We start from the raw sequence: 21,720 nt of genomic DNA, 5'->3' as shown, positions 1-21,720 counted from the left end.
GTGCAGTCGCTCCGTTCGTTATCGGAGCGAGAATGGGATTCCGGTCGTGGAACGCCAACCCTCCCTCCGCCGGTATTAGCCGGATCAGGTTCAACGGGTCGCGGACTGTTCCGCTCTCAACCTGCTGCTTCACACAGGCTCCCCGGGGATGCCGCGACGTTAGGGCGGGGCGGCGCGAATGTCCATGGCGAAGGGAAGGTGACAGCGCGAATCGGGCCCGCTACCACCGCCTTATGGGGGCTGATCAAATCGGAACGGTGACGCGGCGCGACTGGATCGTCGTGCTGGCGCTGGCGCTGGCGTTGCGGCTGGCGTCGGCGTGGGTCGAGACCGTGCTGCACCCCGACGAGGTGTATCAGTATCTCGAGGGCGCGTTCCGCGCGACGCACGGCCATTCGGTGATGACCTGGGAATATCGCGACGGGATGCGCGCGGACCTGTATCCGTGGCTGTTGTCGTGGCCGATGCGGCTGGGCGAGTGGATCGCGCCCGACAGCCGGCTGCCGATCCTGGTGCCGCGAATCGTGATGGCCCTGCTGTCGCTGGGACTCGTCGGCGCGGCGGGATGGCTGGGGGCGCGGATTTCGCGGGCGCATTTCTGGACCGCGGGGCTGGTCGCGGCGCTCTGGACCGACCTGGTCGGTTTTGCGCCGCATCCGCTGACCGAGCAGATGGCGGCGCTGTTGGCGGTGCCCGCGATCGCATTGCTCGCGAAGCGCGACTGGAGCGCGCGGGTGCTCGCGGCAATCGGCTTCGCGCTGGGGCTGGCGTTTCTGTTCCGCCCGCACCTGGCGCCGGCGATCGGGCTGGCGGCGCTGTGGTATCTGTGGACGGTGCGCTTTGCCGGGTTCGTGTCGCTGCTCGGCGGCAGCCTGCTGGCGCTCGCGGTCGGCGCGGGGAGCGACTGGCTCGGCGGCGACTATCCGTTCGAATGGATGGTCCATAATTTCACCCGCAACCTCGTCGACAATGTGTCGGCACGCTATGGCGTGTCGGGGCCGCTCGGCTATGGGCGCGAGGTCTGGGATTATTGGTCGGTGTGGACGGTGCCGATCGGGCTGCTCGCAGCCTGGGGCGCGCGGCGCTACCCGCTGCTGATGATCTTCGCGGTCGCGAACATCGTCGTGCACAGCGCCATCGGCCACAAGGAATATCGCTTCCTGATCCCCTCGCTCAGCGCGCTGGTCCTGCTTGCCGGGGTCGCGACCGCCGACTTTGCGGCATGGTGGGCGGCGCGGCGCGGCGCACGCATCGAGGGGCGGGCGAAGCTGCTCATCGTCACCTGGCTGCTCGCCGCGGCGACGGTGGTTCCGGTGTACAAGGCGCGCGATACCTTCATCGTCACGCCCTTCACCGCGCAGGCGATCGACGCGGCGCGCGGGCGTGCCGACCTGTGCGGCTTCGCCCTCGTCGGGCGCGAGTTCGACGGGACCTATGGTTATGCGCGGTTGCGGCGCGACGTGCCGATCTTCATCCGGGGCAAGGGCGATCCGAAGGTCGATCCGGCGCTATACAATAGCGCGGTCGTGTGGCCGGGCTTCGAAAAGGAGCTGTCGCCGGCGTTCGTCAGGAAAAGCTGCGGCGACAGCGGCGGCCAGCGGATGTGCGTCTATGAACGGCCGGGCGGGTGCAGCGGCGCGGCGTCGCCATCGGAGATAAACCGCTATCTGCGCGAGCATGATATGTAGTTGGTGATCCCCGGCGCAAGCCGCGGTGCACTATGGGTGGACTCGTTTTCCGGGCATGGCATAGTCGGCTCCGCAAGACCCGCGAAGCGCGGGCAGCGGGAGAGCAATATGGCGTCGGTGGTCGAAGAAGCGCGTGCGGTGAGCCCGGTCGATGTCAGCGACATCGCACTCTATGTCGAGGATCGCTGGCGCGAACCCTTTGCGGCACTGCGCGCCCAGATGCCCGTCAGCTGGTGCCCCGACAGTCCCTATGGCGGATATTGGTCGGTCGCGAGCCACGCGCTGGTGCAGGCGGTCGAGCTCAAGCCCATGGTCTTCTCCTCGTCGTGGGAGAATGGCAATATCGTCATCGCCGACCCGCCGCCGCAATCGAACCTGCCGAACTTCATCGCTGCCGACCCGCCGGTTCACACTGCGCAGCGCAAGGTGATCGCCCCCGCCTTCAACCCGAGCCAGATGGGCGAGCGCGAAAAGACGGTGAAGCAGCGCACGCGCGAACTGTTCGACGCGCTGCCCGTCGGCGAGACGTTCGATTGGGTCGAAAGCGTATCGGTGCCGCTGACGATCGGGATGCTGTGCATCCTGTTCGATTTCCCGTGGGAGGAACGCCACGACCTCAAGCGCTGGTCGGACTATGGCGGCAATGTCTCGCCCGACACCGCGACCGAGGAATATCGCGCCGAATGGATGGCGCAGATGACCGCGATGCTCGCGCGCTTCGACGAGGAGTTCGCCAAGCGCAAGGCGATGGCGCCGACCGACGACCTGCTGTCGCGGATGGTGCACAGCGACGCGATGGGAAGCCTCAACCCGATGGAGCGGCTCGCGAATATCGCGCTGCTGATCGTCGGCGGCAACGACACCACGCGCAATTCGATGAGCGGGCTGGTCGAGGCGCTGCACCGCTATCCCGGCGAGCTCGACCGGCTGCGCGCCGATCCGTCGCTGATCCCCAACGCGGCGCAGGAGATCATCCGCTGGCAGTCGCCGGTGACGCACATGCGGCGCACCTGCACCGAGGATGTCGAACTGGGCGGGCAGATGCTGCGCAAGGGTGAGAAGGTCATCCTCTGGTATATTTCGGCGAACCGCGACGAGAGCGTGTTTCCCGATGCCGAGCGCTTCGACGTCGGACGCGACAATGCGCGGCGGCATGTCGCGTTCGGCCACGGTATCCACCGCTGCGTCGGGGCGCGGCTTGCCGAGATCCAGCTGTGCACGCTGATCGAGGAAATCGTGGATCGCGGCATCCGTATCGCGCCGCAGGGCCCCGCGGAGCGACTGCCGAGCCCCTTTCTGCATGGCTTTGTGCACATGCCGGTGCGGATCGAGCGCGAGTCCGAGGCGGGATGAGCCGGCCGCCGGCGATGTGAGGGGGAGAGGGTGATGAAGCGGTGGATGCAGATGGCGGCAAGTCTGCTGCTGATCGCGGCGAAACCCGCGGCAACGCTCGACGACCTGGCGTGGATGGCCGGGAGCTGGGTCGAGGAGAAGTCCGACGAGGCGAACGGCGTCCGCTGGACCGAGGAATATTGGACGGTCCCGCGCGGCGGCGTGATGCTGGGCGCGAGCCGCTCGGGGCGCGGCGCGCGCCTGGGCGAATTCGAATTTCTGCGGCTGGCGGCGGGCACCGACGGCACGATCGCCTATCTCGCACAGCCGGGCGGCGGCGCGCCCGTCGCGTTCCGGCTGGCGCAGCATGACGCCATGTCGGCGACCTTCGAGAATGCGGCGCATGATTACCCGCAGCGCATCCGCTATGTGCGGGGCGGTGACGTCATGACGGCCACCATCTCGAAGATCGACGGGTCGAAGGCGCAGAGCTGGATCTATAAGCGGCGGTGACGGCCCGATGAGCGCTGCGAACGCGGGCGCACGTCGGGTTCCGATCGTCGGCTTTTCCTTTCAAGCGAAGGGTGTCGCGAACTCGATGCGGATGCCGCCGGGCATCGCGCAGATGAAATGATGCGTCGTCGCGCCTTCGCGAATCGGTTCGGGGTCGAATTCGACGACGGTGCCAGGGTGGTTCTGGACGCGAGCGAAGACGGTGCGGAGCGTTTCCAGGTCGGCGACACCAAGCGCGAGATGGTGGAGGCCGATGTTGGCGCGGCGGTCGAACGGCGTCGCGTGCGCGGGGTCGGCGACCTGCCACAGCGTCAGCAAGGTGGTGCCGTCGGACACGAAGGCGGCCGGATAATCCGGGCGTTCGGCCGCGACCGTGAAACCGAGCGCTTCGACGAAGAAGTCGCGCGCTTCGCTCACGTCGCGGACGGCGAGGCCGATATGGTGCGCGCCCTGGGTGAAGGCTGTCGTCATGTCGTTTCCTTTTCTGCTCTGAGCGCGGCCACTTCGGCGCGCAGCTGGTTGAGTTCGGTCGCCATTGGTTTGATCGCGGCGGAAATTTCGGCTTCGGTGAAGCGCGGCGTGATGTGCTGTGAGCAGTTCCACTCCCAGCCGATCACGTCGATGAAGAAGGCGCGCTCGGGCGTCGCGCGATAGCCCTCGGGCATCAGCGCCGTGACCGCGGCGGGATCGTCGGCGAGCTCGACGCTGTGGGCATGGCCGACGAGTTTCAGCCGTTCCTTGTTCGGATAATCCATCAGGAATAACGAGACGCGGTCGTTGCCCGCGAGATTGGCGGTGCTGATATATTGCTTGTTGCCGCGATAATCGGCGAAGCCGATGCGGTTGCCCGCGATATGCCGCAGGAAGCCTGCGGGGCCGCCGCGGTGCTGCATATAGGGCCAGCCGTCCGCGTTGACGCTCGCCATATAGAAGCTGTCGCGCAGGGCCATGAAATCGAGCTCCTTGTCGGTCAGCTGATCCGGGGTGCCGTCGGCGCCCGCATCCATCCTGGCATAGGACGCGCGTGATCCATGCTGTTCCTGCAACGCTTTCACCGCGCCGTTGAACAGGGTGTGCCGGTAATTCTGCGCCATCGTTCGTCGCCTTCCTGGGCAAAGGTGCGAACGAAGAGGCCGGAGGAGGGGGCTGCCCTCCGTTCGCGCTTCCCATATACGGCGTTGCGCCGAGGATGATAATCGGCGAAACGGGAACGATATAATTCCTGAAAGTGGAATAATTATGGACCGGTTGCAGACGCTGGAAATGTTCGTCGCGGTGGCGGGCGAGGGCGGCTTCGCGGCGGCGGCGCGCAAACTTGGCATCTCGCCGCCTGCGGTGACGCGGGGGATTGCCGCGCTCGAGGCTCGGCTTGGCACCGCGCTGTTCCACCGCTCGACGCGAGCGGTCGCGCTGACCGATGCCGGCAGCGCCTTTCTGGGTGAGGCGCGGCGGGTGCTCGGCGACCTGGCCGATGCCGAGCGCCAGGTACGCGGCGTACAGGCGGCGCCGCGCGGACAGCTGTACCTGACCGCACCGGTGATGTTCGGGCGGCTGCACGTCCTGCCCGTCGTCGATGCGCTGCTGACCGGGCACGACGCGCTGACGGTGCGGATGATGCTGATCGACCGCAATGTCCGCATCGTCGAGGAAGGGATCGATGTCGCCGTGCGGATCGGGGCGCTGGCCGATTCAAGCCTGAAGGCGGTGCGGATCGGCGCGGTGCGGCAACGGCTGGTTGCGAGCCCCGCCTATCTCGCGCGGCGCGGCGCGCCCGCGGCCGTCGCCGATCTGGCGGGGCACGATGTGATCGGCATGGAAGGGCCGCGCACGGCGAACGAGTGGCAGCTCGCGAACGGGCGCTGGCGCTTCGACCGGCGACCGCGGCTGGTCGTCAACACGGTGGACGGAGTGATCGCGGCGGCCGAGGCGGGATTGGGGATCGCGAACCTGCTGAGCTATCAGGTCGCCGATGCGGTCGACGCGGGGCGGCTTGTGGCGTTGCTGTCCGCCGACATGCCGCCGCCGCTTCCCGTCCATTTGCTGTTCGAGCCATCGCGCGCGGCGCTGCCCGCGGTGCGGCTGTTCATAGACGCGATGAAGATGCGGATGCGGATGGCGGGGTTGGCCGCCTGAGAGTCGCTACCCTAGAACTGGTACGCGACGCCGCCGCCGGCCAGCCACTGGTCGCGGCTGCCCGCGATGCTGACGATCGGCGAATCGCCATAGCGGCCGGTCATCCGGCCATATTGCGCGCCGCCGATCAGTACGAAGCCCTTGCGAAGGTCGCCCGACAAGGCATAGGCGCCCGCGACGCCGAACGTATATTTGCCGAAGGTCGCCTTGCGGCCCGCGGCCGAATAGACGGGAAGCCCGCTCGCGGCGCTGCCGATGGGATCGACGTCGAAATAATAGCGGCCGAAGCCCTTGCCATAGATGTTCATCGACGCCGAGACGCCAATGAACGCGCGCTTCGACAGCGGCGTGCCATAATCGACGGTCGGCGAGACGACCCAGCTGCCGTGACGGCCCGAGATGTCCTTCAACGCGACGACGCGCAGCCCGACCTGGTCGTAGCCGCTGGTGACGATGCCGGTATGCGTGATGCCCGCCGAAATGCCCGCCTCGACCGCCAGTTTCCTGTCGCCCAGCGCTTCGACCTGGGCATCCTTGATGCGCCCGGTGCGGTCGCTGCGCAGGTTGATGATCGGGCCGAATTTGATGTCGGTCTTTTGCCCGCGTTTCTGGCGGATCAGATCGACCTGGAAGTTCGTCCCGCGGGTCGAGAAAGCAAAACCCTTGAAACGGCCACGAAAATAGAAGGCCGGCAGGATATTGCGCTCGTCCGAGCCGTTATAGCTGGGCACGGTGATCACGCCGCCGGCGATCGCGAAATAGTCGCGCGCATATTTGCGGTCGTCCTCCGAATGCGGACCCTGCGCCGGGAGCAGGATATTCTCGTCGATGTCGCCGCTGTCCTGCATGAAACGGACCGATTCGTCGGTCTCGGCAGCGGGCCCGGCATCGGCGATGGCGGGAAGGTCATAGGGTAGCGCCATGTCCTGGGCGGAGGCGGGCGCTGCGGCAAAGGCCGCGACGGATGCGGCAAACGGCACCGCGGCAAAACGAAAGAACGACGTCAAATCAGGCATATCCATCCTATATTCTTGTCCCCCGGGCGGGGGTGTATGTGATTGTCGGGACAATGCAAAGACTTCGTCTTGCGGGGGGATGCTTTTCACTTCATCGTGACTTTCATGCACCAACTCCCTTTTGTCCTGAAGATATCCCCGCGCACGGCCATTGGTTCCCGATGACCCGCGCGGGACGTTTTGCGGGCTATGGCCTGATGGCCGCCGCCGTGCTGGTCGCGGCGGTGACGCGCAGCCGCGGCGTCGACGCGATCGGCCCGTTCCCGTCGGTTGCGGTCGTGCTGCTGGTCGGCATGATCGGGGTGATGCTGGTGTTCACCGACCTGATGGTACGCGGCCTTTATGAACAGATCGATACGGCGAAGGGTCGGGAGGACGAGGAATAGCGCTGTTACCGATTGCGGGAGGGGATGAGGTTGGCTTTTCGTTCGACAGTATCTGCGGTTACCATTATGACGATGCGATGACCGATCGTCCGCATACGCCGCTGCTCGACACGGTGGATGTCCCCGCCGACCTCCGCAAGCTGAAGCCCGAAGACCTCCGCCAGTTCGCCGACGAGCTGCGCACCGAGATGATCTCTGCCGTCGGCACGACCGGCGGGCACCTGGGATCGGGGCTCGGCGTCGTCGAGCTGACGGTCGCGCTCCACTATGTGTTCGAGACGCCGCGCGACAAGATCGTGTGGGACGTCGGGCATCAATGCTATCCGCACAAGATCCTCACCGGCCGCCGCGACCGCATCCGCACGCTGCGCACCGGCGGCGGGCTGAGCGGTTTCACCAAGCGCAGCGAGAGCGAATATGACCCGTTCGGCGCCGCGCACAGCTCGACGTCGATCAGCGCCGCGCTGGGCTTTGCCATCGCGAACAAGCTGAAGGACCAGCCCGGCCGCGCGATCGCGGTGATCGGCGACGGGTCGATGTCGGCGGGCATGGCCTATGAGGCGATGAACAACGCGCAGCAGGCGGGCAACCGGCTGATCGTCATTCTCAACGACAATGACATGTCGATCGCGCCGCCGGTCGGGGGCCTGTCCGCCTATCTGGCCAAGCTGGTGTCGTCACGGCCGTTCGTCGAACTGCGCGAGATCGCGCGGCGCTTTGCGCGCAAACTGCCCGAATCGTTGCACAAGGCGGCGAAGAAGACCGACGAGTTTGCCCGCGGCATGGCGATGGGCGGCACCCTGTTCGAGGAGCTGGGTTTCTATTATGTCGGGCCGATCGACGGGCATAATCTCGACCATCTGATCCCGGTGCTGGAGAATGTTCGCGACAGCGACCACGGCCCGGTACTGATCCATGCGGTGACGCAAAAGGGCAAGGGCTATGCCCCCGCCGAGGCCGCCGCCGACAAATATCATGGCGTCCAGAAATTCGACGTGATCACCGGCGAGCAGGCGAAAGCCCCGCCGGGACCGCCCTCGTACCAGAATGTCTTTGGCGAGACGCTCGCGAAGCTGGCCGACACCGACAAACGGATCGTCGCGATCACTGCGGCGATGCCGTCGGGGACCGGCGTCGACAAATTCGCGAAAGCGCACCCCGACCGCGCCTTCGACGTCGGGATCGCCGAGCAGCATGCGGTGACCTTTGCTGCGGGTCTGGCGGCGCAGGGCATGCGGCCGTTCGCGGCGATCTATTCGACCTTCCTTCAGCGCGCCTACGATCAGGTCGTCCACGACGTCGCGATCCAGAATCTGCCGGTGCGCTTTGCGATCGACCGCGCGGGGCTGGTCGGCGCCGACGGCTCGACGCACGCGGGGTCGTTCGACGTGACCTATCTGGCGACCTTGCCCAATTTCGTCGTGATGGCGGCGGCCGACGAGGCCGAGCTGGTCCACATGACCTATACCGCCGCCGAATATGACGATGGCCCGATCGCGTTCCGCTATCCGCGCGGCAACGGCACCGGCGTCGCCTTGCCCGACGTTCCGCAGAAGCTGGAGATCGGCAAGGGGCGCGTCGTGCGCAGCGGCAAGACCGTCGCGATCTTCTCGCTCGGGACGCGATTGGCCGAGGCGCTGAAGGCCGCCGACACGCTCGAGGCGCGGGGCCTTTCGACCAGCGTGATCGACCTGCGTTTCGCCAAACCGCTCGACGAGGATCTGATCCGCAGGACGCTGGCCAGTCACGAGGTGTGCGTGACGATCGAGGAAGGCAGCATCGGCGGGCTCGGCGCGCATGTGCTGACGCTCGCGAGCGACGAGGGGCTGATCGATGCGGGGCTGAAGCTGCGCACGATGCGGCTGCCCGATGTGTTCCAGGACCAGGACAAGCCCGAGCTGCAATATGACGAAGCGGGGCTCAACGCGCCGCAGATCGTCGATTGTGTCCTGAAGGCGCTGCGGCATAACAGCGCGGGTGTCGAAGAGGCCGGCGCGCGCGCCTGATAGGGGGCCGATCAAGCCGGAGGGCATAGGGCGCCATGAACTTCTTCAACCTCCTGCAATCGCTCGACGAGCTGCTCTATGAAGTGATGTCGTGGCTGGTATTTTATCCCGCCACGCTTTGGCGCACCCTGGTCCGCCCGCTGAAGATGATGGATTATTCGGACGGCGAGCAGGGCGACAAGCCCGAGCAGCAATATGCCGACACGCTGAGCCCGCCGCTTTTCCTGCTGCTGTCGCTGATCCTGGTCCATGCGGCCGAGATTGCGCTCGTCGGCAACGACGCCGTGATGACGAGCAAGGTCGGGCTGTCTGCGCTGGTCAGCACAAACACCGACCTGATCATCCTGCGCATCGTCAGCTACAGCCTGTTCCCGGTGATGATGGCGACGCGGCTGGTGCGAGCGCGCAGTGTTCAGGTCAATCGCGACACGTTGCGCGCCCCCTTCTACAGCCAATGCTATGTTGCCGCGGTGCTGGCGATCCTGCTCGGCGCCGGCGAAATCCTGATCAAGCTGGCGCATATATGGTCAGTGCTCGCGGGTGCGGGCCTCGCGATCTTCGCGTTGCTGTGGTTCGGTTTCCTGCAAACCGCGTGGTTCAACCAGCATCTGAAATGCGGGCGGCTGAAGGCGTTCGGCCATGCGTCGCGCGCGATGGTCGAGAGCCTGGTGGCGGTGCTGCTGCTATCCAGCCTGTTCAACTAGGGTCCTGGCCCCAGGTTTCTCACACAAAGACACAAAGAGGGCGCGACCATCCCGCATCGCCGTCTGCCGGGCATGAAAAAGGGCGACCGAAGGCCGCCCGATTTCCTTGCCGGATCGGACGGCTTACGCGCCCGGGATCGCGGCCTGTGCGTCGCGGCCGTCGCCTTCGGGGGCGAAGATGATGTCGCGGGTGATCAGGCCCTTGTCGACGACCTGCGTGTCGGGACTGCCGACATTGCTGCGAATACCGGGGTCGCCGCGCTGGCCGTCGGCGCTGCCGATGATCGAGCTTTCGGTCGCGCTGCGCGGGGCGGCGCCGCCGAACAGCGCGCGCAGCGTCTGTTCGGCCGTCGATTCGCCGCCGGGGCGTGCGGTGCCCGGAGCGGGCGGCGTCAGCGAGAAATCGGGCGGCACGACGAGCGGTGCCTGACGCGACACCGCGAATTCGTCGGGACGGTCGCGGCTGAACAGATTGTTCGACCCGCAGGCCGAAAGCGTCGTCGCAAGGATCGAGGCGGCAACAATGGCGGTGGTCCGGTTCACGTAAATCATACTCCCAATGCGCCCCGTTTATTCGGCGGACGGCTGGCCGTCCGCGGCTGGGGCCTTTTCGCCCAAGAGCAGCGCGCGCGCAACCAGCAAAAGCACGCCGATCGTGATGCACGCATCGGCGACGTTGAAGATCATGAAAGGCCGAAAGCTGCCGAAATGCAGGTCGGCATAGTCGACGACATAGCCAAGGCGAACGCGGTCGACGATATTGCCGAGCGCGCCGCCCAGGATCAGCGCCAGCGCGATGACGTCGCCCTTCGCCTTTTCGCGCGCCATCCATATCGCCACCGCGGTCGCGACGATCGCGGTCACCGCGACGATGATCCAGCGCGTCGTCGGCGACTGGCCGGAGAACATCGACAGCGAAATGCCGTAATTCTGCGCCCAGGTCAGGTTGAAGAAGGAGACGAGCTCGATCGAGCCATAGGGCTTGGTTTCGAGCGACAACGGGACCGTGACGACCCATTTCGCGAGCTGGTCGAGGAAGAAGGCGAGGGCGGCGATGGCCAGGCCAAAGCGCAGGTGCGGGGAACGCGTACTCATCATGCGTCCAATACCGTCTCGCAGCGATTGCACAAGCTGCCGTCCTCGACGACTTCGGGCAGGTGACGCCAACAGCGGCCGCATTTGTGGTCGGTGGTAGGGGTAACTTCTACGACGTTGCCTGCGCGGCGTTCGACGGAGGCCGTGATGAACAGTTCCGATAACTCCGCCCACGTAAATTCCGACGCCAACATATTGTCGCAGACTACGCTTGCTTCCAGGCTGGACCGAACGATCTTTTCGCGGCGGAGGGGTTCGATGGCCTCGTTTACTTGACTACGCAGCTGGCGAACTTCCCGCCAACGTTTCATAAACTCGTCATTCCCGCGAAAGCGGGAACCCAAGGCGGAGCCAGCCGACGCAAGCTCTGCGTCGCCGCTTTCGTGGGGATGACGAAGGTTGGGGAGGGTGTCGAGGTTTGGCCACTCCAGCAGATGCACGCTGCCCGCATCGGGATAGCGCGTGCCCCACACCTCTTCGCTCGTGAACACCAGCACCGGCGCGGCGTAGCGCACCAGCGCGTGGAACAGCATATCGAGCACGCTGCGGTACGCGCGCCGCGTGTCGGTGCCAAGCGGCGCCGCAGGGCCGAGGTCGCAATAGAGGACATCCTTGCGGATATCGAAATAAAAGGCCGACAGATCCTCGTTGCAGAAATCCGACAGCAACCGCGTGTAGCTGTTGAAATCGAAGTCATCGACCGCCTGCGCCAGCTTCGCGTCGAGGTCGGCGAGGAGGCTCAGCATATAGCGCTCGAGCTCGGGCATCGCCGAAACGTCGGTGATGCGCTCTTCCTCGGTAAAGCCTTCCAACGCGCCGAGCAGATAGCGAAAGCTGTTGCGCAGCTTGCGATACTGGTCGGCGACCCCGGTCAGGATTTCCTTGCCGATGCGGTGGTCTTCGGTGAAGTCGACCGAAAGTGCCCACAGGCGGAGGATGTCGGCGCCATAGTCGCGCATCAGGTCGATCGGGCTGATCGTGTTGCCCAGCGACTTCGACATTTTGAAGCCCTTGGAATCCATCGTGAACCCGTGCGTCAGCACCGCCTTGTACGGCGCCTGGCCGCGCGTGCCGCAGCTTTCGAGCAGGCTCGACTGGAACCAGCCGCGATGCTGGTCGCTGCCTTCGAGATACAGGTCGGCGCTGTGCGTGCCGCCGTCGTGGCGGACGAGCGCGGGCCAGCGGCCGCTTTCGAGGACGAAGGCGTGGGTGCAGCCCGAATCGAACCAGACGTCGAGGATGTCGACGATGCGTTCGTAATCGGCGGCGTCATAGGCGTCGCCGAGATATTCCTGCGCGCGCGTGTCGCTCCACGCATCGACGCCGCCCGCCTTCACCGCCGCAACGATGCGGTCGTTGACGATCGGGTCGTTCAGATAGTGCCCGGTCTTGCGGTCGACGAACAAGGTGATCGGCACGCCCCACGCGCGCTGGCGGCTGAGTACCCAGTCGGGGCGGTCCTTGACCATCGACCCGATGCGGTTGCGACCCTTTTCGGGGACGAAACGCGTGCGGTCGATCGCGTGCATTGCTGCTGCACGCAGCGTCGGCGCGGCGCACAGATCTTCCTCGGCGGGGTTGATCGCGCCGCCTTCGGATTCCCAGCGCTGCTCGCGCGGCGCCTTGGGCTCGATATGCGTCATCACCCGGTCCATCGGCACGAACCATTGCGGGGTGCAGCGATAGATGACCTTCGCCTTCGAGCGCCAGCTATGCGGATAGCTGTGCTTGTAATCGGCGCTGGCGGCGAGGAGGCCACCGACGTCGCGGAGGTCCGAGCAGATCGGGCCGTCGGGGGCGTTGAATTTCGGGTTGATCACCGATCCCTGGCCGCCGAGCCAGCCCCAGTCTTCGCGATATTTGCCGTCGCCCTCGACCGCGAACACGGGGTCGATCCCGTTCGCCTTGCACAGGTCGAAGTCGTCCTCGCCATGGTCGGGCGACATATGGACGAGCCCGGTGCCGCTGTCGGTGGTGACGAAGTCGCCCGCGAGGAAGGGGCGCGGGCGCGCGAAGAAGCCGCCGAGCGCGTGCATTGGGTGGCGCGCGACGGTGCCGGCGAGGTCGGAGCCTTTAAAGGTACGGTAGCTGCTAAAGCCATCATCGCCGACCGGCCAATCGACGACTGGAACCTTGCCCCACAATCGGGCCATGAACGCGGTGAACAACGGTTTCGCGATCAGCACTCGGCTGCCCAACCAACTCCAACCGTGCTGCTGCTTTTCCTCCTCGGTCAGCGGCGGATAGGCGTCTTGCTCCAAGGAAAAGAGGACATACTCGACATCCGGCCCATAGGCGATCGCCTGGTTGACCGGGATCGTCCACGGCGTCGTCGTCCAGATCACCGCATGCGCGCCGATCAGTTCGGCGATCGGGCTCTCGACGATCTCGAACGCGACGTCGATCTGCGTCGAGACGATGTCCTCATATTCGATCTCGGCCTCGGCGAGCGCGGTCTTTTCGACCGGCGACCACATCACCGGCTTGGCGCCGCGATAGAGCATGTCGTTCGCCGCGAACTTGAGCAGTTCGCGGACGATCGTCGCCTCGGCCTCATAATCCATCGTCAGATACGGATGGTCCCAGTCGCCGCCGATGCCGAGGCGCTTCAGCTGTTCGCGCTGGGTGTCGACCCAATGTTGCGCATAGGCGCGGCATTCGGCGCGGAATTCCTCGACCGGAACCTCGTCCTTGTTCAGCTTTTTCTTGCGATACTGCTCCTCGACCTTCCACTCGATCGGCAGGCCGTGGCAATCCCAGCCGGGAACATAGGGCGCATCCTTGCCCTTCAGCGTCTGGGTGCGGACGACCATGTCCTTCAGGATATGGTTGAGCGCATGGCCGATGTGCATATCGCCATTGGCATAGGGCGGGCCATCGTGAAGGATGAACTGCTCGCGCCCGGCGCGGCTTTCGCGGATCTGCCCTTCCAGATTGCCCTCGAGCCATTTGGCAAGAATCGCCGGCTCCTTCTGCGGCAGGCCGGCCTTCATCGGAAAGTCGGTCTTGGGCAGGAAGACGGTGTCGCGATAATCGCGCGCTTCGGGGGCGGAGGTGCTGTCGGTCATCCGCGGGCGCTTAGCGTAACTTGGGCGAAAAAGTCACGTTCAAGTTGATATCGGGCTGCGAGGTTGTTTCGGGCGTCTAGGCCCCGGCTTTCGCCGGGGATCACGAGGGGGAGCGGCCAGTTTGTGATCCCCGGCGAAAGCCGGGGCCCATGCGGGTTATACGCGGTCAGCGGAAAAGTCGCGCCATTCGGGGTTGGCTGCCTCGATCAGCTCGATCTTCCAGGCTCGTTTCCATTCCTTCATCTGCACCTCGCGTCGGCGGGCATCGTGAAGATTCTCGAAATGCTGGAGCCAGACGAGCATCTTGCAGCCATATTTCTTGGTGAAGCCCCCGATCAATCCTTCGCGGTGCTGCTGGATGCGCTGGGGAAGGTTGCTGGTAACGCCGATGTAGAGCGTGCCATTGCGCTTGTTGGTGAGGATGTAGATCCAGCCTTGCTTCATGATGCGCCGTTATAGCGCGCCCCGCCTTTCGCTGGGGATCAGCTTTGTCCGCTATGGAGCAATCCTATTTCTGCCGCGGCCGCAGCGCGGGGCCGACGTCGCGGATATTCTCGACCCAGATATAGCCGTTGAAGCTGGCGGGCACCTTCGCAAGTTGTTGCGGGGCGGACAGCCCCTCGTTCGACTTGCCGCTTTCAAACGGGCCGAAGACGATGACCCTCGCCCCGACGCGGTCCATGCGCTCGATCAGGCGGTCGGGCCAGCCCCAGAACGCCCATTGATAGTTGACCGGGATCGCGATCACGCCGTTCCGGCAGCTGTCGGGGACGATGCCGGTCCAGCCATAGAGCGCATAATCCCGGGTGCACGCCTTCGCCTCGCTCTTGAGGTCGAACGACCAGTTGTGCGGGAGCAGTTCGCGCATGCGTTTGACGGGCGCGCCATGGCCGTAGAAGGCGTCGCCGAGCCGCGCGCTGTCGCGGCCCGACGCTTTCAGGATCGCGAACAGCTGATCGGCCTCGGCGGCATCCTTCGATTTGAAGTTGAACAGGATCGGGTGGACCGGCAGCGCGGCGAGGCCTTCCTCGACCGTCGGCATCTTGCCGATGCCCTTGCCGCGCAGCGGAAAGGTCGTGCCGCCGTCGGCGGTGTAGCCATAGCCGATGTCGAGAGCTTTCAGCTGCGCCAGCGTCAGGTCGCGCGTCTCGCCATGGCCGTCGGTGCGGCAGTCGACGGTCCAGTCGTGGAACAGCACCATGCGGCCGTCCTTCGTGGGCGCGACGTCGACCTCGACCATGGCGGCGCCCAGGCCGACCGCACGGCGCATCGATTCGGGCGTATTCTCGAAGGTCGCGTCGACCGGTCGATCGATGAACCGCGCAGTGCAGGTGTCGCGGCCGGTCGCGCGGCGCTTGTCATAGAGGTGATAGACGCCGCGGTGCGCGATCAGCCTGGGCTTGCCGACCGGATCGGGGGCAAGCCAGCTCGCGTTGCTGAGCGTGAGCCAGGCGACGAGCGCCGTGAACAGCCAGAGCAGGATTTTGGTGCGGCGGCGCATCGGCTTTTTCTTGGGGCCGGTGAGGGCGGAGGCCCAGTCGCTGTCGTCGGTCATCCATCCCCCTCTTCGTCATGCCGGACCTGATCCGGCATTCATTCCCGCCTTGCCGCATGGACCCCGGATCAGGTCCGGGGTGACGACGACATCATATATGCGCGAGCAACAGCTTCGCCGCGTCGCAATCCGCCGCGATCTGCGCCATCAGCGCGTCCATGCTGTCGAGCTTGGCTTCGGCGCGGATGAAGGCGTGGAACGCGACGTCGATTTCCTGTCCGTACAGGTCTTCGGCAAAGTCGAAGAAATGCGGTTCGAGCAATTCCTTGGGCGGGTCGAAGGTCGGGCGGATGCCGAGGTTCGCCGCGCCCTTCAGGATGCGGCCGTCGGGGAGCTTTCCGGTGACGGCATAGATGCCGTAGCGCGGGCGCAGATATTGCCCCATCTCCAGATTGGCGGTCGGAAAGCCGAGCAGGCGGCCATTCTTGTCGCCGTGGCGGACGATATTGCGCACGGTGAACGGCCGGGTCAAAAGGCGCGCGGCGGTCGCGCAGTCGCCGGCGCGGAGCGCATCGCGGATGCGGCTCGACGAGACGACTTCGTCGGTATCGTCGACGGGGGCGACCATTTCGGTGAAAAAGCCCAGGCGGCGCGCATGGTCGGCGAGCGTCACGACATCGCCGCCGCGGCCCTTGCCGAACACGAAATCGGCGCCGGTCACCACCCCCGCCGCGCCATAGCGATCGAGCAGCAGTTCGCCGATGAACGCCTCCGCCGTCGTGCCTGCAAGCGCCGCGTCGAACGGGAGGACGAGCATCGCGTCGGCGCCCGCGGCGCCGAACAGCTCCTGCCGCTGGTCGAGCGTCGTCAGGCGAAAGGGCGGGACGTCGGGCTTGAAGAAGCGCACCGGATGCGGGTCGAAGGTCGCGACGATCGCCGGGCGACCCTCGTCCTTCGCATGGCGCACGGCGCGACCGACGACCGCCTGATGGCCGGCGTGAAAGCCGTCGAAATTGCCGAGCGCGATCACACCGTCGCGCAGCGGCGCTTCGATGCGGTCGTGGCCGTTGAGGCGGATCATTTCGCCGCGCTCGCTGGCGCCTTCAGGGGCATGATCCCGGCGCGCAGCACGCGGATCGCGTTGCCGCCCATCGCGGCGCGAATGTCGTCGTCGGTGAAGCCCGCGTCGATCAGCGCCTGCGTCACCTGCACCAGCTGCGATGTGTCGAAGCGGACCGTGGTGCCGCCGTCATAATCGCTGCCGAGCGCGACATGCTCGATCCCCACGAGGTCGCGGACATGCTTCATCGCCTTCGCGATGCTCGCGGGCGAGGTGTCGCAGATCGCGGCGTCCCAATATCCGATGCCGATCAGGCCGCCGGTCGCCGCGACCCCGCGGATCTGGTCGTCGTCGAGGTTGCGGTTGACCTTGCACGTCGCCTGCACACCGCCGTGGCTCGAGACGACGGGGCGGCGCGCGATCTGCAGGATGTCGGCGACGCAGGCGCGGCTGCAATGCGCGATATCGACGATCATTCCGAGGTCTTCCATCCGCGGCACCACGCGCCGACCGAGCGGAGTCAGGCCATATTTCTGGAGCCCGTGCATCGAACCCGCTAGATCATTGTCGAAAAAATGCGCCAACCCCCCCATCCGGAATCCCGCGGCATGGAGCGTGTCGAGATGGGCGATGTCGCCTTCGAGGTCCTGAAGCCCTTCGATGCTGAGCATCGCGCCGGTCGCGAGCGGCTTGCCGCGGCGCGCGGCGAGCAGCGCGTCGATGTCGGCGGGGGCGGCAATGGCGATCAGCTTTCCGTCGGCGTCGGCAACCGCGCGGTGCAGTTTTTCGGCGTGCCAGAGCGAGCGCTGGAGCAGCGAGGTCCAGGTGCGCGGGGGCTGGAGCTGCGCCACCGTGAGCAGCGTGATATTGTCGGTGTCGCCGCTGTTGGCGTCGTAGTTCTGGCCCTTCGGCGTCTTGGTCACGCTCGAAAAAATCTGCAGCGCGACGTGGCCGTCCTGCAGGCGCGGCAGGTCGACATGGCCGCGGTTGGCGCGATCGAGGACGCTGCGCTGCCACAGCAGGGTGTCGCTGTGCAGGTCGACGATCGTCAGCGACTTGTGGAGCGCCCGGGCATGCTCCGAGACCGCGGCGAGCGGCTTGCCGTCAATCTTGTTGAGGCCGCGCTCGGTCATGCCGGGCGCTAGGCCGAAGAAGGCGCCGGCGGCGACGATCAGCAGGATCAGAAGACCGACGAGCCAGCGCTTCATCAGCGCTTCCGGACCAGGCTGACAAAACTGAAGGCCGGGCGCCCCGCCTCGTCGGCGGCGTGATCCTCACGGGCGGTTTCGGTCCATTCGGCGGCGGCAGGCACCGGAATGGTCGCGTCGCCTGCAGGGGACAGCGCGACTTCGGTGAATTCGATGCGGTCGGCGAGCGGCAGGAAGAGGTTGTAGATTTCGGCGCCGCCGATCACCATCACATGCGGCGCGTTGGCGAGCTTCAGTGCGTCCTCTACGGTCATGGCGGGTTCGGCGCCTTCCTCCTGCCATTCGCGATCGCGCGTCAGGACGATGTGCCGGCGGCCTTCGAGGACGGCGGGCAGGCTGTCGAACGTCTTGCGCCCCATGATCATTGGGCGGCCCATGGTGAGCTGCTTGAACCGGCGGAGATCGGCGGGCAGATGCCAGGGCATCCTGCCGTCGGCGCCGATGACGCCATTGGCGGCGCGCGCGAGGACAAGCGTGATTTCGGGTCGATTCATGTGGGAGAGGCTCCGGCCCAGGTCGCGTGGCCGAGTTTGCGGCCTTCGCGGACTTCGGTCTTGCTGTAATGATGGACGTGGCAGTTTTCGTCGGCGAGCAGGTCGGGGATCAGCGCGATGTCGGCGCCGATCAGGTTGCGCATCATGACCGGAAGCTGGCGCGTCGCGGTGCTGCCGAGCGGCAGGCCGGCGATCGCGCGGATGTGATTTTCGAACTGGCTCGTGACCGCGCCCTCGATCGTCCAGTGGCCGCTGTTGTGGACGCGCGGCGCCATCTCGTTGAAGACGGGTCCGGCGTCGGTCGCGAAAAATTCGCCGGTGAGGACGCCGACATAGTCGAGCGCGTCGGCGATTTCCGCCATCATCGCGCGCGCCTCGTCTTGCTGTTCGATGACGACGGGCGGCGGCGGCAGGCTGGCGGTCGCCAGGATGCCGCCTTCGTGGACGTTGACCGACGAATCCCAGGTGCGGATCTCGCCATCGATGCCACGGACCAGAATCACCGAAAATTCATGCTCGAACGCGACGAATCCTTCGAGGATCGCGGCGTGGCGGCCAATCGTCTGCCACGCCGTGTCGGCGTCGGCAGGGGTGGCGAGGCGAGCCTGTCCCTTGCCGTCATAGCCCATGCGCACGGTCTTGAGGATCGCGGGCGCGCCGATGTCAGCCAGCGCGATATCGAGCGCAGCGCGGTCGGGGACCGAAGCGAAAGGCGCGGTGCGCCCCCCCAGGTCGGCCACGAATTTCTTCTCGGCCAGCCGGTCCTGCGCGATTTCCAGCCCGAGCGCGCCGGGGCGGATCGCGACATGGCCTGACAGAAAGCGGACGGTATCGACGGGGACATTTTCGAACTCGAAGGTCACCGCATCGCACGCGGCGGCGAACGCCGCGAGGCGCGGTTCGTCGTCCCACGCCGCCTGGCTGTGGTGCGCGGTCACTTCGGCGGCGACACTTTCGGCATCGGGCGCATAGACATGGACCTTGTACCCAAGCTGCGCCGCGGCGAGGCCAAGCATGCGCCCGAGCTGGCCGCCCCCCAAAATGCCGATCGTGGATCCGGGTGGCAGCAAGTCGGTCAGCCCTCGCGTACCGGCGTGGGAGCGACATTGTCGCTTTGCTTCGTGCGCCACGCGTCGAGTTTCTGGGCCAGATCGGCGTTTTCGTTCGCGAGCAGCGCGGCAGCGAAGAGCCCCGCGTTGGTCGCGCCCGCCTTGCCGATCGCGAAGGTCGCCACCGGAATACCGCCGGGCATCTGGACGATCGAATAGAGGCTGTCGACGCCGCTGAGCGCGGCCGACTGGACAGGCACGCCGAGCACCGGGACGCGGGTCATCGAGGCGACCATGCCGGGCAGATGCGCCGCGCCGCCGGCGCCCGCGATGATCGCTTTCAGGCCGCGGCCGGCGGCGCCTTTGGCGTAGTCGACGAGCCGGTCGGGAGTGCGGTGGGCGGAAACGATCTGCACGTCGTGCGCGATGCCGAATTCTTCGAGGATATGGACCGCATGCGCCATCGTCGGCCAGTCCGACTGGCTGCCCATGATCACGCCGACGAGCGGTGCGCTGCCGTTCATCCATACCCTCCTGCCCCGGCGATGAATCGCCGCCGCTATCCCCCTAGAGTCTGTCCCGCTTGCTGGCAACGCCGTGCACGAATGTTCGGTGCGCGTTTACCGATTGGTATGAAGTCGTGGCTAACGTCCTGGCTGTATATCGTGCCGGCGTCCGTCGGCGGACCATTTTGGTATGCACCGGGGATTAGGAATGGATAGCGTAGGAGGAGCAAGGATCGCTGTCGACCAGCTCGGCTTCGCGTCGCTTGACTCCATCGATGACCAGGTGCGCGAGCTTCGCCGCGAACGCGATGCGCTGCGCCGCGAAAACCGCATCCTGAAGATCGCGGTTGCCGAGCTCGAGCGGGTGTCCGAGCGCGATACGCTGACGCCGCTGTTCAATCGCCGCTATTTCCTCACCGCAATCCACCAGCGTCTCGCCCGCTTCGAGCGGCACAGCGAAAGCGCTGCCGTGGTGTTCGTCGATGTCAACCAGCTGAAATTCATCAACGACAGCTTCGGTCATGCCGCAGGCGACTTTGCGCTGATGGAGATTGCCAAGCGGCTCGACGCGTCGATCCGTGCCACCGACGTCGCGGCGCGCATCGGCGGCGACGAATTCGGCCTGATCCTCGACCAATCGACCGAAGACGGCGCGCGTGTCCAGGTCAGCCGGCTGGGTCATGTGCTGAGCGCCGAACCCGCCATCTACGACGGGCACGCGATCACGCTGTCGGCGTGCTTCGGCATCGCCATGTTGCAGACCGGGATGACCGAATCCGACATCCTGGCCGCCGCTGACCGCGATATGTATCGCAGCAAGCAGCAGCAGCCGGGCCAGCCCGGACAGCGCTGAAACTGCCCCGATCTGGCGCACCGCTCTCGGAGGCTGCGCCGCTTAAACACCCGTTAACCATTGAAGCGCATCCTTGCCGCAGGGACAGGGGGTGGATCATGCGTGACCAGTATCTCGATATCCAGGACCGGATCAGCGGTCAGATCGGCGCGCTCGCCGAAGCTTTGCCGCATTGCGCGCTTGCCCAGATCGTGCAGGGGATCGACGATATCCGCTGCCTGGCGCGCGACAATGGCTTTTCGGCGGTCGAAACGCTCGCCAGCCGGCTTGAATCGGCGGTTGCCGGGGGCGGTTATCGCGCCGCAATCCTGACCTATCTCGACGCGATGAGCGACGCGGTCGCCGCACCGCGCGGGCCGTTGCCCGCCGCCGCGCAGGAAGCGTGGCTGGCGTCGGTCGCGATGCGCCTCGGTCATTGATCGGGCATTGACGCCAAACTGCTGACGCCGCAGGCTTTTCCCCCATGGATGCCATCATGCTCGCTCTCGTCGCGGTCGCGCTTGCCAATGCCGACGGACGCGCGGGCATTTTCCTTTCGGATCTGTTGAACGCGCGCCCCGACCGGCGGGGCGTCGTCCCGATCGTCTTTGGCGCCTTTTTGCTGAATGCGCTGGTCGCGGCTGCCTTTGGCGCGGTTGCGAACCGGCTGATCGGGCAGGGCGTCGTCGCGCTGCTCGTCGCGGCGGCTTTGCTTTCGGCGGCGGTGGCGCTGCTCTGGCGGTCGCGGCTGCTCGCCGACGCGGGCGCGATCGCTGCGCCGCCGGCGTCGCTCGCGGTGCGCGTCCTAGCGGCGCAATTCGGCGATCGCAGCCATTTCCTGATCGGCGCGCTCGCGGCGACGAGCGGCGCGGGGCTGTGGGCGGCGGCGGGCGGCACGATCGGTTGGGTGATCGCGATGCTGCCTTTCCTGGCGTTTGGCGCGGATATCGACGGGCGGCGCGGCGCAAGCCTGATCCGTTGGGGCGCCGCGGCGATCCTGACGCTATGGGGCGCTAGAACAGCGATGGGCGCTTTCGGCTTATAGGCCCGCGCGATCAAGGATGGCGCGTCATCGCTTTTCTCGATGATAGCGACCGACAGGATCAATGGGCCTTGGCGCGGAGCGGATCCTATA

General features: G+C 66.0%; 23 protein-coding genes and 1 riboswitch. Of the genes, 10 read left to right on the top strand and 13 right to left on the bottom strand.

All coding sequences use genetic code 11. The annotated features are described in order from the left end of the window. Nucleotides 1-44: 44 nt before the first annotated feature. A riboswitch (TPP riboswitch) is annotated at nt 45-155 on the bottom strand. 78 nt (nt 156-233) lie between these two features. The 3 genes from ACO055_RS12045 (at nt 234) to ACO055_RS12035 (ending at nt 3,533) form a co-directional block, all read left to right on the top strand. Then, nucleotides 234-1,688, top strand: a complete 1,455-nt coding sequence (locus ACO055_RS12045; protein WP_422059120.1) for a hypothetical protein — start codon at nt 234-236, stop codon at nt 1,686-1,688. 108 nt (nt 1,689-1,796) lie between these two features. Then, nucleotides 1,797-3,041, top strand: a complete 1,245-nt coding sequence (locus tag ACO055_RS12040) for a cytochrome P450 (protein ID WP_422059119.1) — start codon at nt 1,797-1,799, stop codon at nt 3,039-3,041. A gap of 33 nt (nt 3,042-3,074) precedes the next feature. Beyond that, nucleotides 3,075-3,533 carry a DUF6265 family protein gene (locus ACO055_RS12035; protein ID WP_422059118.1) on the top strand — a complete coding sequence of 153 codons (459 nt, stop codon included), beginning with the start codon at nt 3,075-3,077 and terminating at the stop codon, nt 3,531-3,533. 60 nt (nt 3,534-3,593) lie between these two features. Here the strand turns inward: ACO055_RS12035 and ACO055_RS12030 are convergent, their stop codons facing one another. Then, the gene (locus tag ACO055_RS12030) at nt 3,594-4,004 is read right to left on the bottom strand and encodes a VOC family protein (RefSeq protein ID WP_422059117.1); all 411 of its coding nucleotides are present in this window, start codon (nt 4,002-4,004) and stop codon (nt 3,594-3,596) included. Beyond that, the gene (locus tag ACO055_RS12025; RefSeq protein WP_422059116.1) at nt 4,001-4,627 is read right to left on the bottom strand and encodes a pyridoxamine 5'-phosphate oxidase family protein; all 627 of its coding nucleotides are present in this window, start codon (nt 4,625-4,627) and stop codon (nt 4,001-4,003) included. Before ACO055_RS12025 ends, ACO055_RS12030 begins: the two co-directional genes overlap by 4 nt. Nucleotides 4,628-4,772: 145 nt before the next feature. Here ACO055_RS12025 and ACO055_RS12020 point away from each other — a divergent pair, with 145 nt between their 5' ends. Next, nucleotides 4,773-5,666: a LysR family transcriptional regulator gene (locus ACO055_RS12020; protein WP_422059115.1), complete on the top strand. Its 894-nt coding sequence runs from the start codon at nt 4,773-4,775 to the stop codon at nt 5,664-5,666. 11 nt (nt 5,667-5,677) lie between these two features. Here the strand turns inward: ACO055_RS12020 and ACO055_RS12015 are convergent, their stop codons facing one another. Then, entirely contained in the window at nt 5,678-6,682 is a 1,005-nt protein-coding gene (locus tag ACO055_RS12015) for a MipA/OmpV family protein (protein WP_422059114.1), read from the bottom strand. 161 nt (nt 6,683-6,843) lie between these two features. Here ACO055_RS12015 and ACO055_RS12010 point away from each other — a divergent pair, with 161 nt between their 5' ends. The 3 genes from ACO055_RS12010 (at nt 6,844) to ACO055_RS12000 (ending at nt 9,778) form a co-directional block, all read left to right on the top strand. Then, on the top strand, nt 6,844-7,068 hold the full coding sequence (locus ACO055_RS12010; RefSeq protein WP_422059113.1) for a hypothetical protein: 225 nt from the start codon (nt 6,844-6,846) through the stop codon (nt 7,066-7,068). 77 nt (nt 7,069-7,145) lie between these two features. Next, entirely contained in the window at nt 7,146-9,074 is a 1,929-nt protein-coding gene (dxs, locus tag ACO055_RS12005) for a 1-deoxy-D-xylulose-5-phosphate synthase (RefSeq protein WP_422059112.1), read from the top strand. Nucleotides 9,075-9,109: 35 nt separating this feature from the next. Further along, complete coding sequence (locus tag ACO055_RS12000) at nt 9,110-9,778, top strand: hypothetical protein (RefSeq protein ID WP_422059111.1); 669 nt, start codon at nt 9,110-9,112, stop codon at nt 9,776-9,778. A 123-nt stretch (nt 9,779-9,901) separates the two neighbouring features. Here ACO055_RS12000 and ACO055_RS11995 read toward each other — a convergent pair whose 3' ends face one another. From ACO055_RS11995 to purE, 10 genes are all read right to left on the bottom strand, one after another. Continuing rightward, nucleotides 9,902-10,321 (bottom strand): DUF3035 domain-containing protein, encoded by a 420-nt coding sequence (locus tag ACO055_RS11995; protein WP_422059110.1) that lies wholly within the window; start codon nt 10,319-10,321, stop codon nt 9,902-9,904. Nucleotides 10,322-10,348: 27 nt separating this feature from the next. Beyond that, complete coding sequence (gene lspA, locus ACO055_RS11990) at nt 10,349-10,876, bottom strand: signal peptidase II (RefSeq protein WP_422059109.1); 528 nt, start codon at nt 10,874-10,876, stop codon at nt 10,349-10,351. Next, a complete protein-coding gene (gene ileS, locus ACO055_RS11985) occupies nt 10,873-13,941 on the bottom strand; it encodes an isoleucine--tRNA ligase (protein ID WP_422059108.1) in 3,069 nt (1,022 codons plus the stop codon). Before ileS ends, lspA begins: the two co-directional genes overlap by 4 nt. 156 nt (nt 13,942-14,097) lie before the next feature. Beyond that, nucleotides 14,098-14,385: a GIY-YIG nuclease family protein gene (locus ACO055_RS11980; RefSeq protein WP_422059107.1), complete on the bottom strand. Its 288-nt coding sequence runs from the start codon at nt 14,383-14,385 to the stop codon at nt 14,098-14,100. 64 nt (nt 14,386-14,449) lie between these two features. Further along, entirely contained in the window at nt 14,450-15,496 is a 1,047-nt protein-coding gene (locus ACO055_RS11975; protein WP_422059106.1) for a glycerophosphodiester phosphodiesterase family protein, read from the bottom strand. Between the two features lie 91 nt (nt 15,497-15,587). Next, a complete protein-coding gene (locus ACO055_RS11970; protein ID WP_422059105.1) occupies nt 15,588-16,517 on the bottom strand; it encodes a bifunctional riboflavin kinase/FAD synthetase in 930 nt (309 codons plus the stop codon). After that, nucleotides 16,514-17,704, bottom strand: a complete 1,191-nt coding sequence (locus ACO055_RS11965; RefSeq protein WP_422059104.1) for a dipeptidase — start codon at nt 17,702-17,704, stop codon at nt 16,514-16,516. Before ACO055_RS11965 ends, ACO055_RS11970 begins: the two co-directional genes overlap by 4 nt. Then, nucleotides 17,704-18,198, bottom strand: a complete 495-nt coding sequence (locus ACO055_RS11960; protein ID WP_422059103.1) for a dihydrofolate reductase — start codon at nt 18,196-18,198, stop codon at nt 17,704-17,706. Before ACO055_RS11960 ends, ACO055_RS11965 begins: the two co-directional genes overlap by 1 nt. Beyond that, entirely contained in the window at nt 18,195-19,268 is a 1,074-nt protein-coding gene (locus ACO055_RS11955; RefSeq protein WP_422059102.1) for a 5-(carboxyamino)imidazole ribonucleotide synthase, read from the bottom strand. Before ACO055_RS11955 ends, ACO055_RS11960 begins: the two co-directional genes overlap by 4 nt. A 5-nt stretch (nt 19,269-19,273) precedes the next feature. Beyond that, entirely contained in the window at nt 19,274-19,771 is a 498-nt protein-coding gene (purE, locus tag ACO055_RS11950; protein WP_422059101.1) for a 5-(carboxyamino)imidazole ribonucleotide mutase, read from the bottom strand. 190 nt (nt 19,772-19,961) lie between these two features. On the opposite strand from purE, the gene ACO055_RS11945 reads away from it, so the two are divergent. From ACO055_RS11945 to ACO055_RS11935, 3 genes are all read left to right on the top strand, one after another. Continuing rightward, nucleotides 19,962-20,606, top strand: a complete 645-nt coding sequence (locus tag ACO055_RS11945; protein WP_422059100.1) for a diguanylate cyclase — start codon at nt 19,962-19,964, stop codon at nt 20,604-20,606. Nucleotides 20,607-20,704: 98 nt separating this feature from the next. Continuing rightward, a complete protein-coding gene (locus tag ACO055_RS11940) occupies nt 20,705-21,025 on the top strand; it encodes a hypothetical protein (protein WP_422059099.1) in 321 nt (106 codons plus the stop codon). 44 nt (nt 21,026-21,069) lie between these two features. Beyond that, nucleotides 21,070-21,630 carry a hypothetical protein gene (locus ACO055_RS11935; protein ID WP_422059098.1) on the top strand — a complete coding sequence of 187 codons (561 nt, stop codon included), beginning with the start codon at nt 21,070-21,072 and terminating at the stop codon, nt 21,628-21,630. Nucleotides 21,631-21,720 lie beyond the last annotated feature (90 nt).

The organism is Sphingopyxis sp. (genome assembly GCF_965227415.1).
Classification (GTDB): domain Bacteria; phylum Pseudomonadota; class Alphaproteobacteria; order Sphingomonadales; family Sphingomonadaceae; genus Sphingopyxis.
The sequence above is the reverse complement of the archived record's forward strand: the minus strand, read 5'-3'. Positions and strand labels throughout refer to the sequence as shown.

Coding starts and splice junctions, on each gene's coding strand:
- ACO055_RS12045 (WP_422059120.1), top strand. CDS start 234: ATGGGGGCTGATCAAATCGGAACGGTGACGCGGCGCGACTGGATCGTC.
- ACO055_RS12040 (WP_422059119.1), top strand. CDS start 1,797: ATGGCGTCGGTGGTCGAAGAAGCGCGTGCGGTGAGCCCGGTCGATGTC.
- ACO055_RS12035 (WP_422059118.1), top strand. CDS start 3,075: ATGAAGCGGTGGATGCAGATGGCGGCAAGTCTGCTGCTGATCGCGGCG.
- ACO055_RS12030 (WP_422059117.1), bottom strand. CDS start 4,004: ATGACGACAGCCTTCACCCAGGGCGCGCACCATATCGGCCTCGCCGTC.
- ACO055_RS12025 (WP_422059116.1), bottom strand. CDS start 4,627: ATGGCGCAGAATTACCGGCACACCCTGTTCAACGGCGCGGTGAAAGCG.
- ACO055_RS12020 (WP_422059115.1), top strand. CDS start 4,773: ATGGACCGGTTGCAGACGCTGGAAATGTTCGTCGCGGTGGCGGGCGAG.
- ACO055_RS12015 (WP_422059114.1), bottom strand. CDS start 6,682: ATGCCTGATTTGACGTCGTTCTTTCGTTTTGCCGCGGTGCCGTTTGCC.
- ACO055_RS12010 (WP_422059113.1), top strand. CDS start 6,844: ATGACCCGCGCGGGACGTTTTGCGGGCTATGGCCTGATGGCCGCCGCC.
- dxs (WP_422059112.1), top strand. CDS start 7,146: ATGACCGATCGTCCGCATACGCCGCTGCTCGACACGGTGGATGTCCCC.
- ACO055_RS12000 (WP_422059111.1), top strand. CDS start 9,110: ATGAACTTCTTCAACCTCCTGCAATCGCTCGACGAGCTGCTCTATGAA.
- lspA (WP_422059109.1), bottom strand. CDS start 10,876: ATGATGAGTACGCGTTCCCCGCACCTGCGCTTTGGCCTGGCCATCGCC.
- ileS (WP_422059108.1), bottom strand. CDS start 13,941: ATGACCGACAGCACCTCCGCCCCCGAAGCGCGCGATTATCGCGACACC.
- ACO055_RS11980 (WP_422059107.1), bottom strand. CDS start 14,385: ATGAAGCAAGGCTGGATCTACATCCTCACCAACAAGCGCAATGGCACG.
- ACO055_RS11975 (WP_422059106.1), bottom strand. CDS start 15,496: ATGACCGACGACAGCGACTGGGCCTCCGCCCTCACCGGCCCCAAGAAA.
- ACO055_RS11970 (WP_422059105.1), bottom strand. CDS start 16,517: ATGATCCGCCTCAACGGCCACGACCGCATCGAAGCGCCGCTGCGCGAC.
- ACO055_RS11965 (WP_422059104.1), bottom strand. CDS start 17,704: ATGAAGCGCTGGCTCGTCGGTCTTCTGATCCTGCTGATCGTCGCCGCC.
- ACO055_RS11960 (WP_422059103.1), bottom strand. CDS start 18,198: ATGAATCGACCCGAAATCACGCTTGTCCTCGCGCGCGCCGCCAATGGC.
- purE (WP_422059101.1), bottom strand. CDS start 19,771: ATGAACGGCAGCGCACCGCTCGTCGGCGTGATCATGGGCAGCCAGTCG.
- ACO055_RS11945 (WP_422059100.1), top strand. CDS start 19,962: ATGGATAGCGTAGGAGGAGCAAGGATCGCTGTCGACCAGCTCGGCTTC.
- ACO055_RS11940 (WP_422059099.1), top strand. CDS start 20,705: ATGCGTGACCAGTATCTCGATATCCAGGACCGGATCAGCGGTCAGATC.
- ACO055_RS11935 (WP_422059098.1), top strand. CDS start 21,070: ATGGATGCCATCATGCTCGCTCTCGTCGCGGTCGCGCTTGCCAATGCC.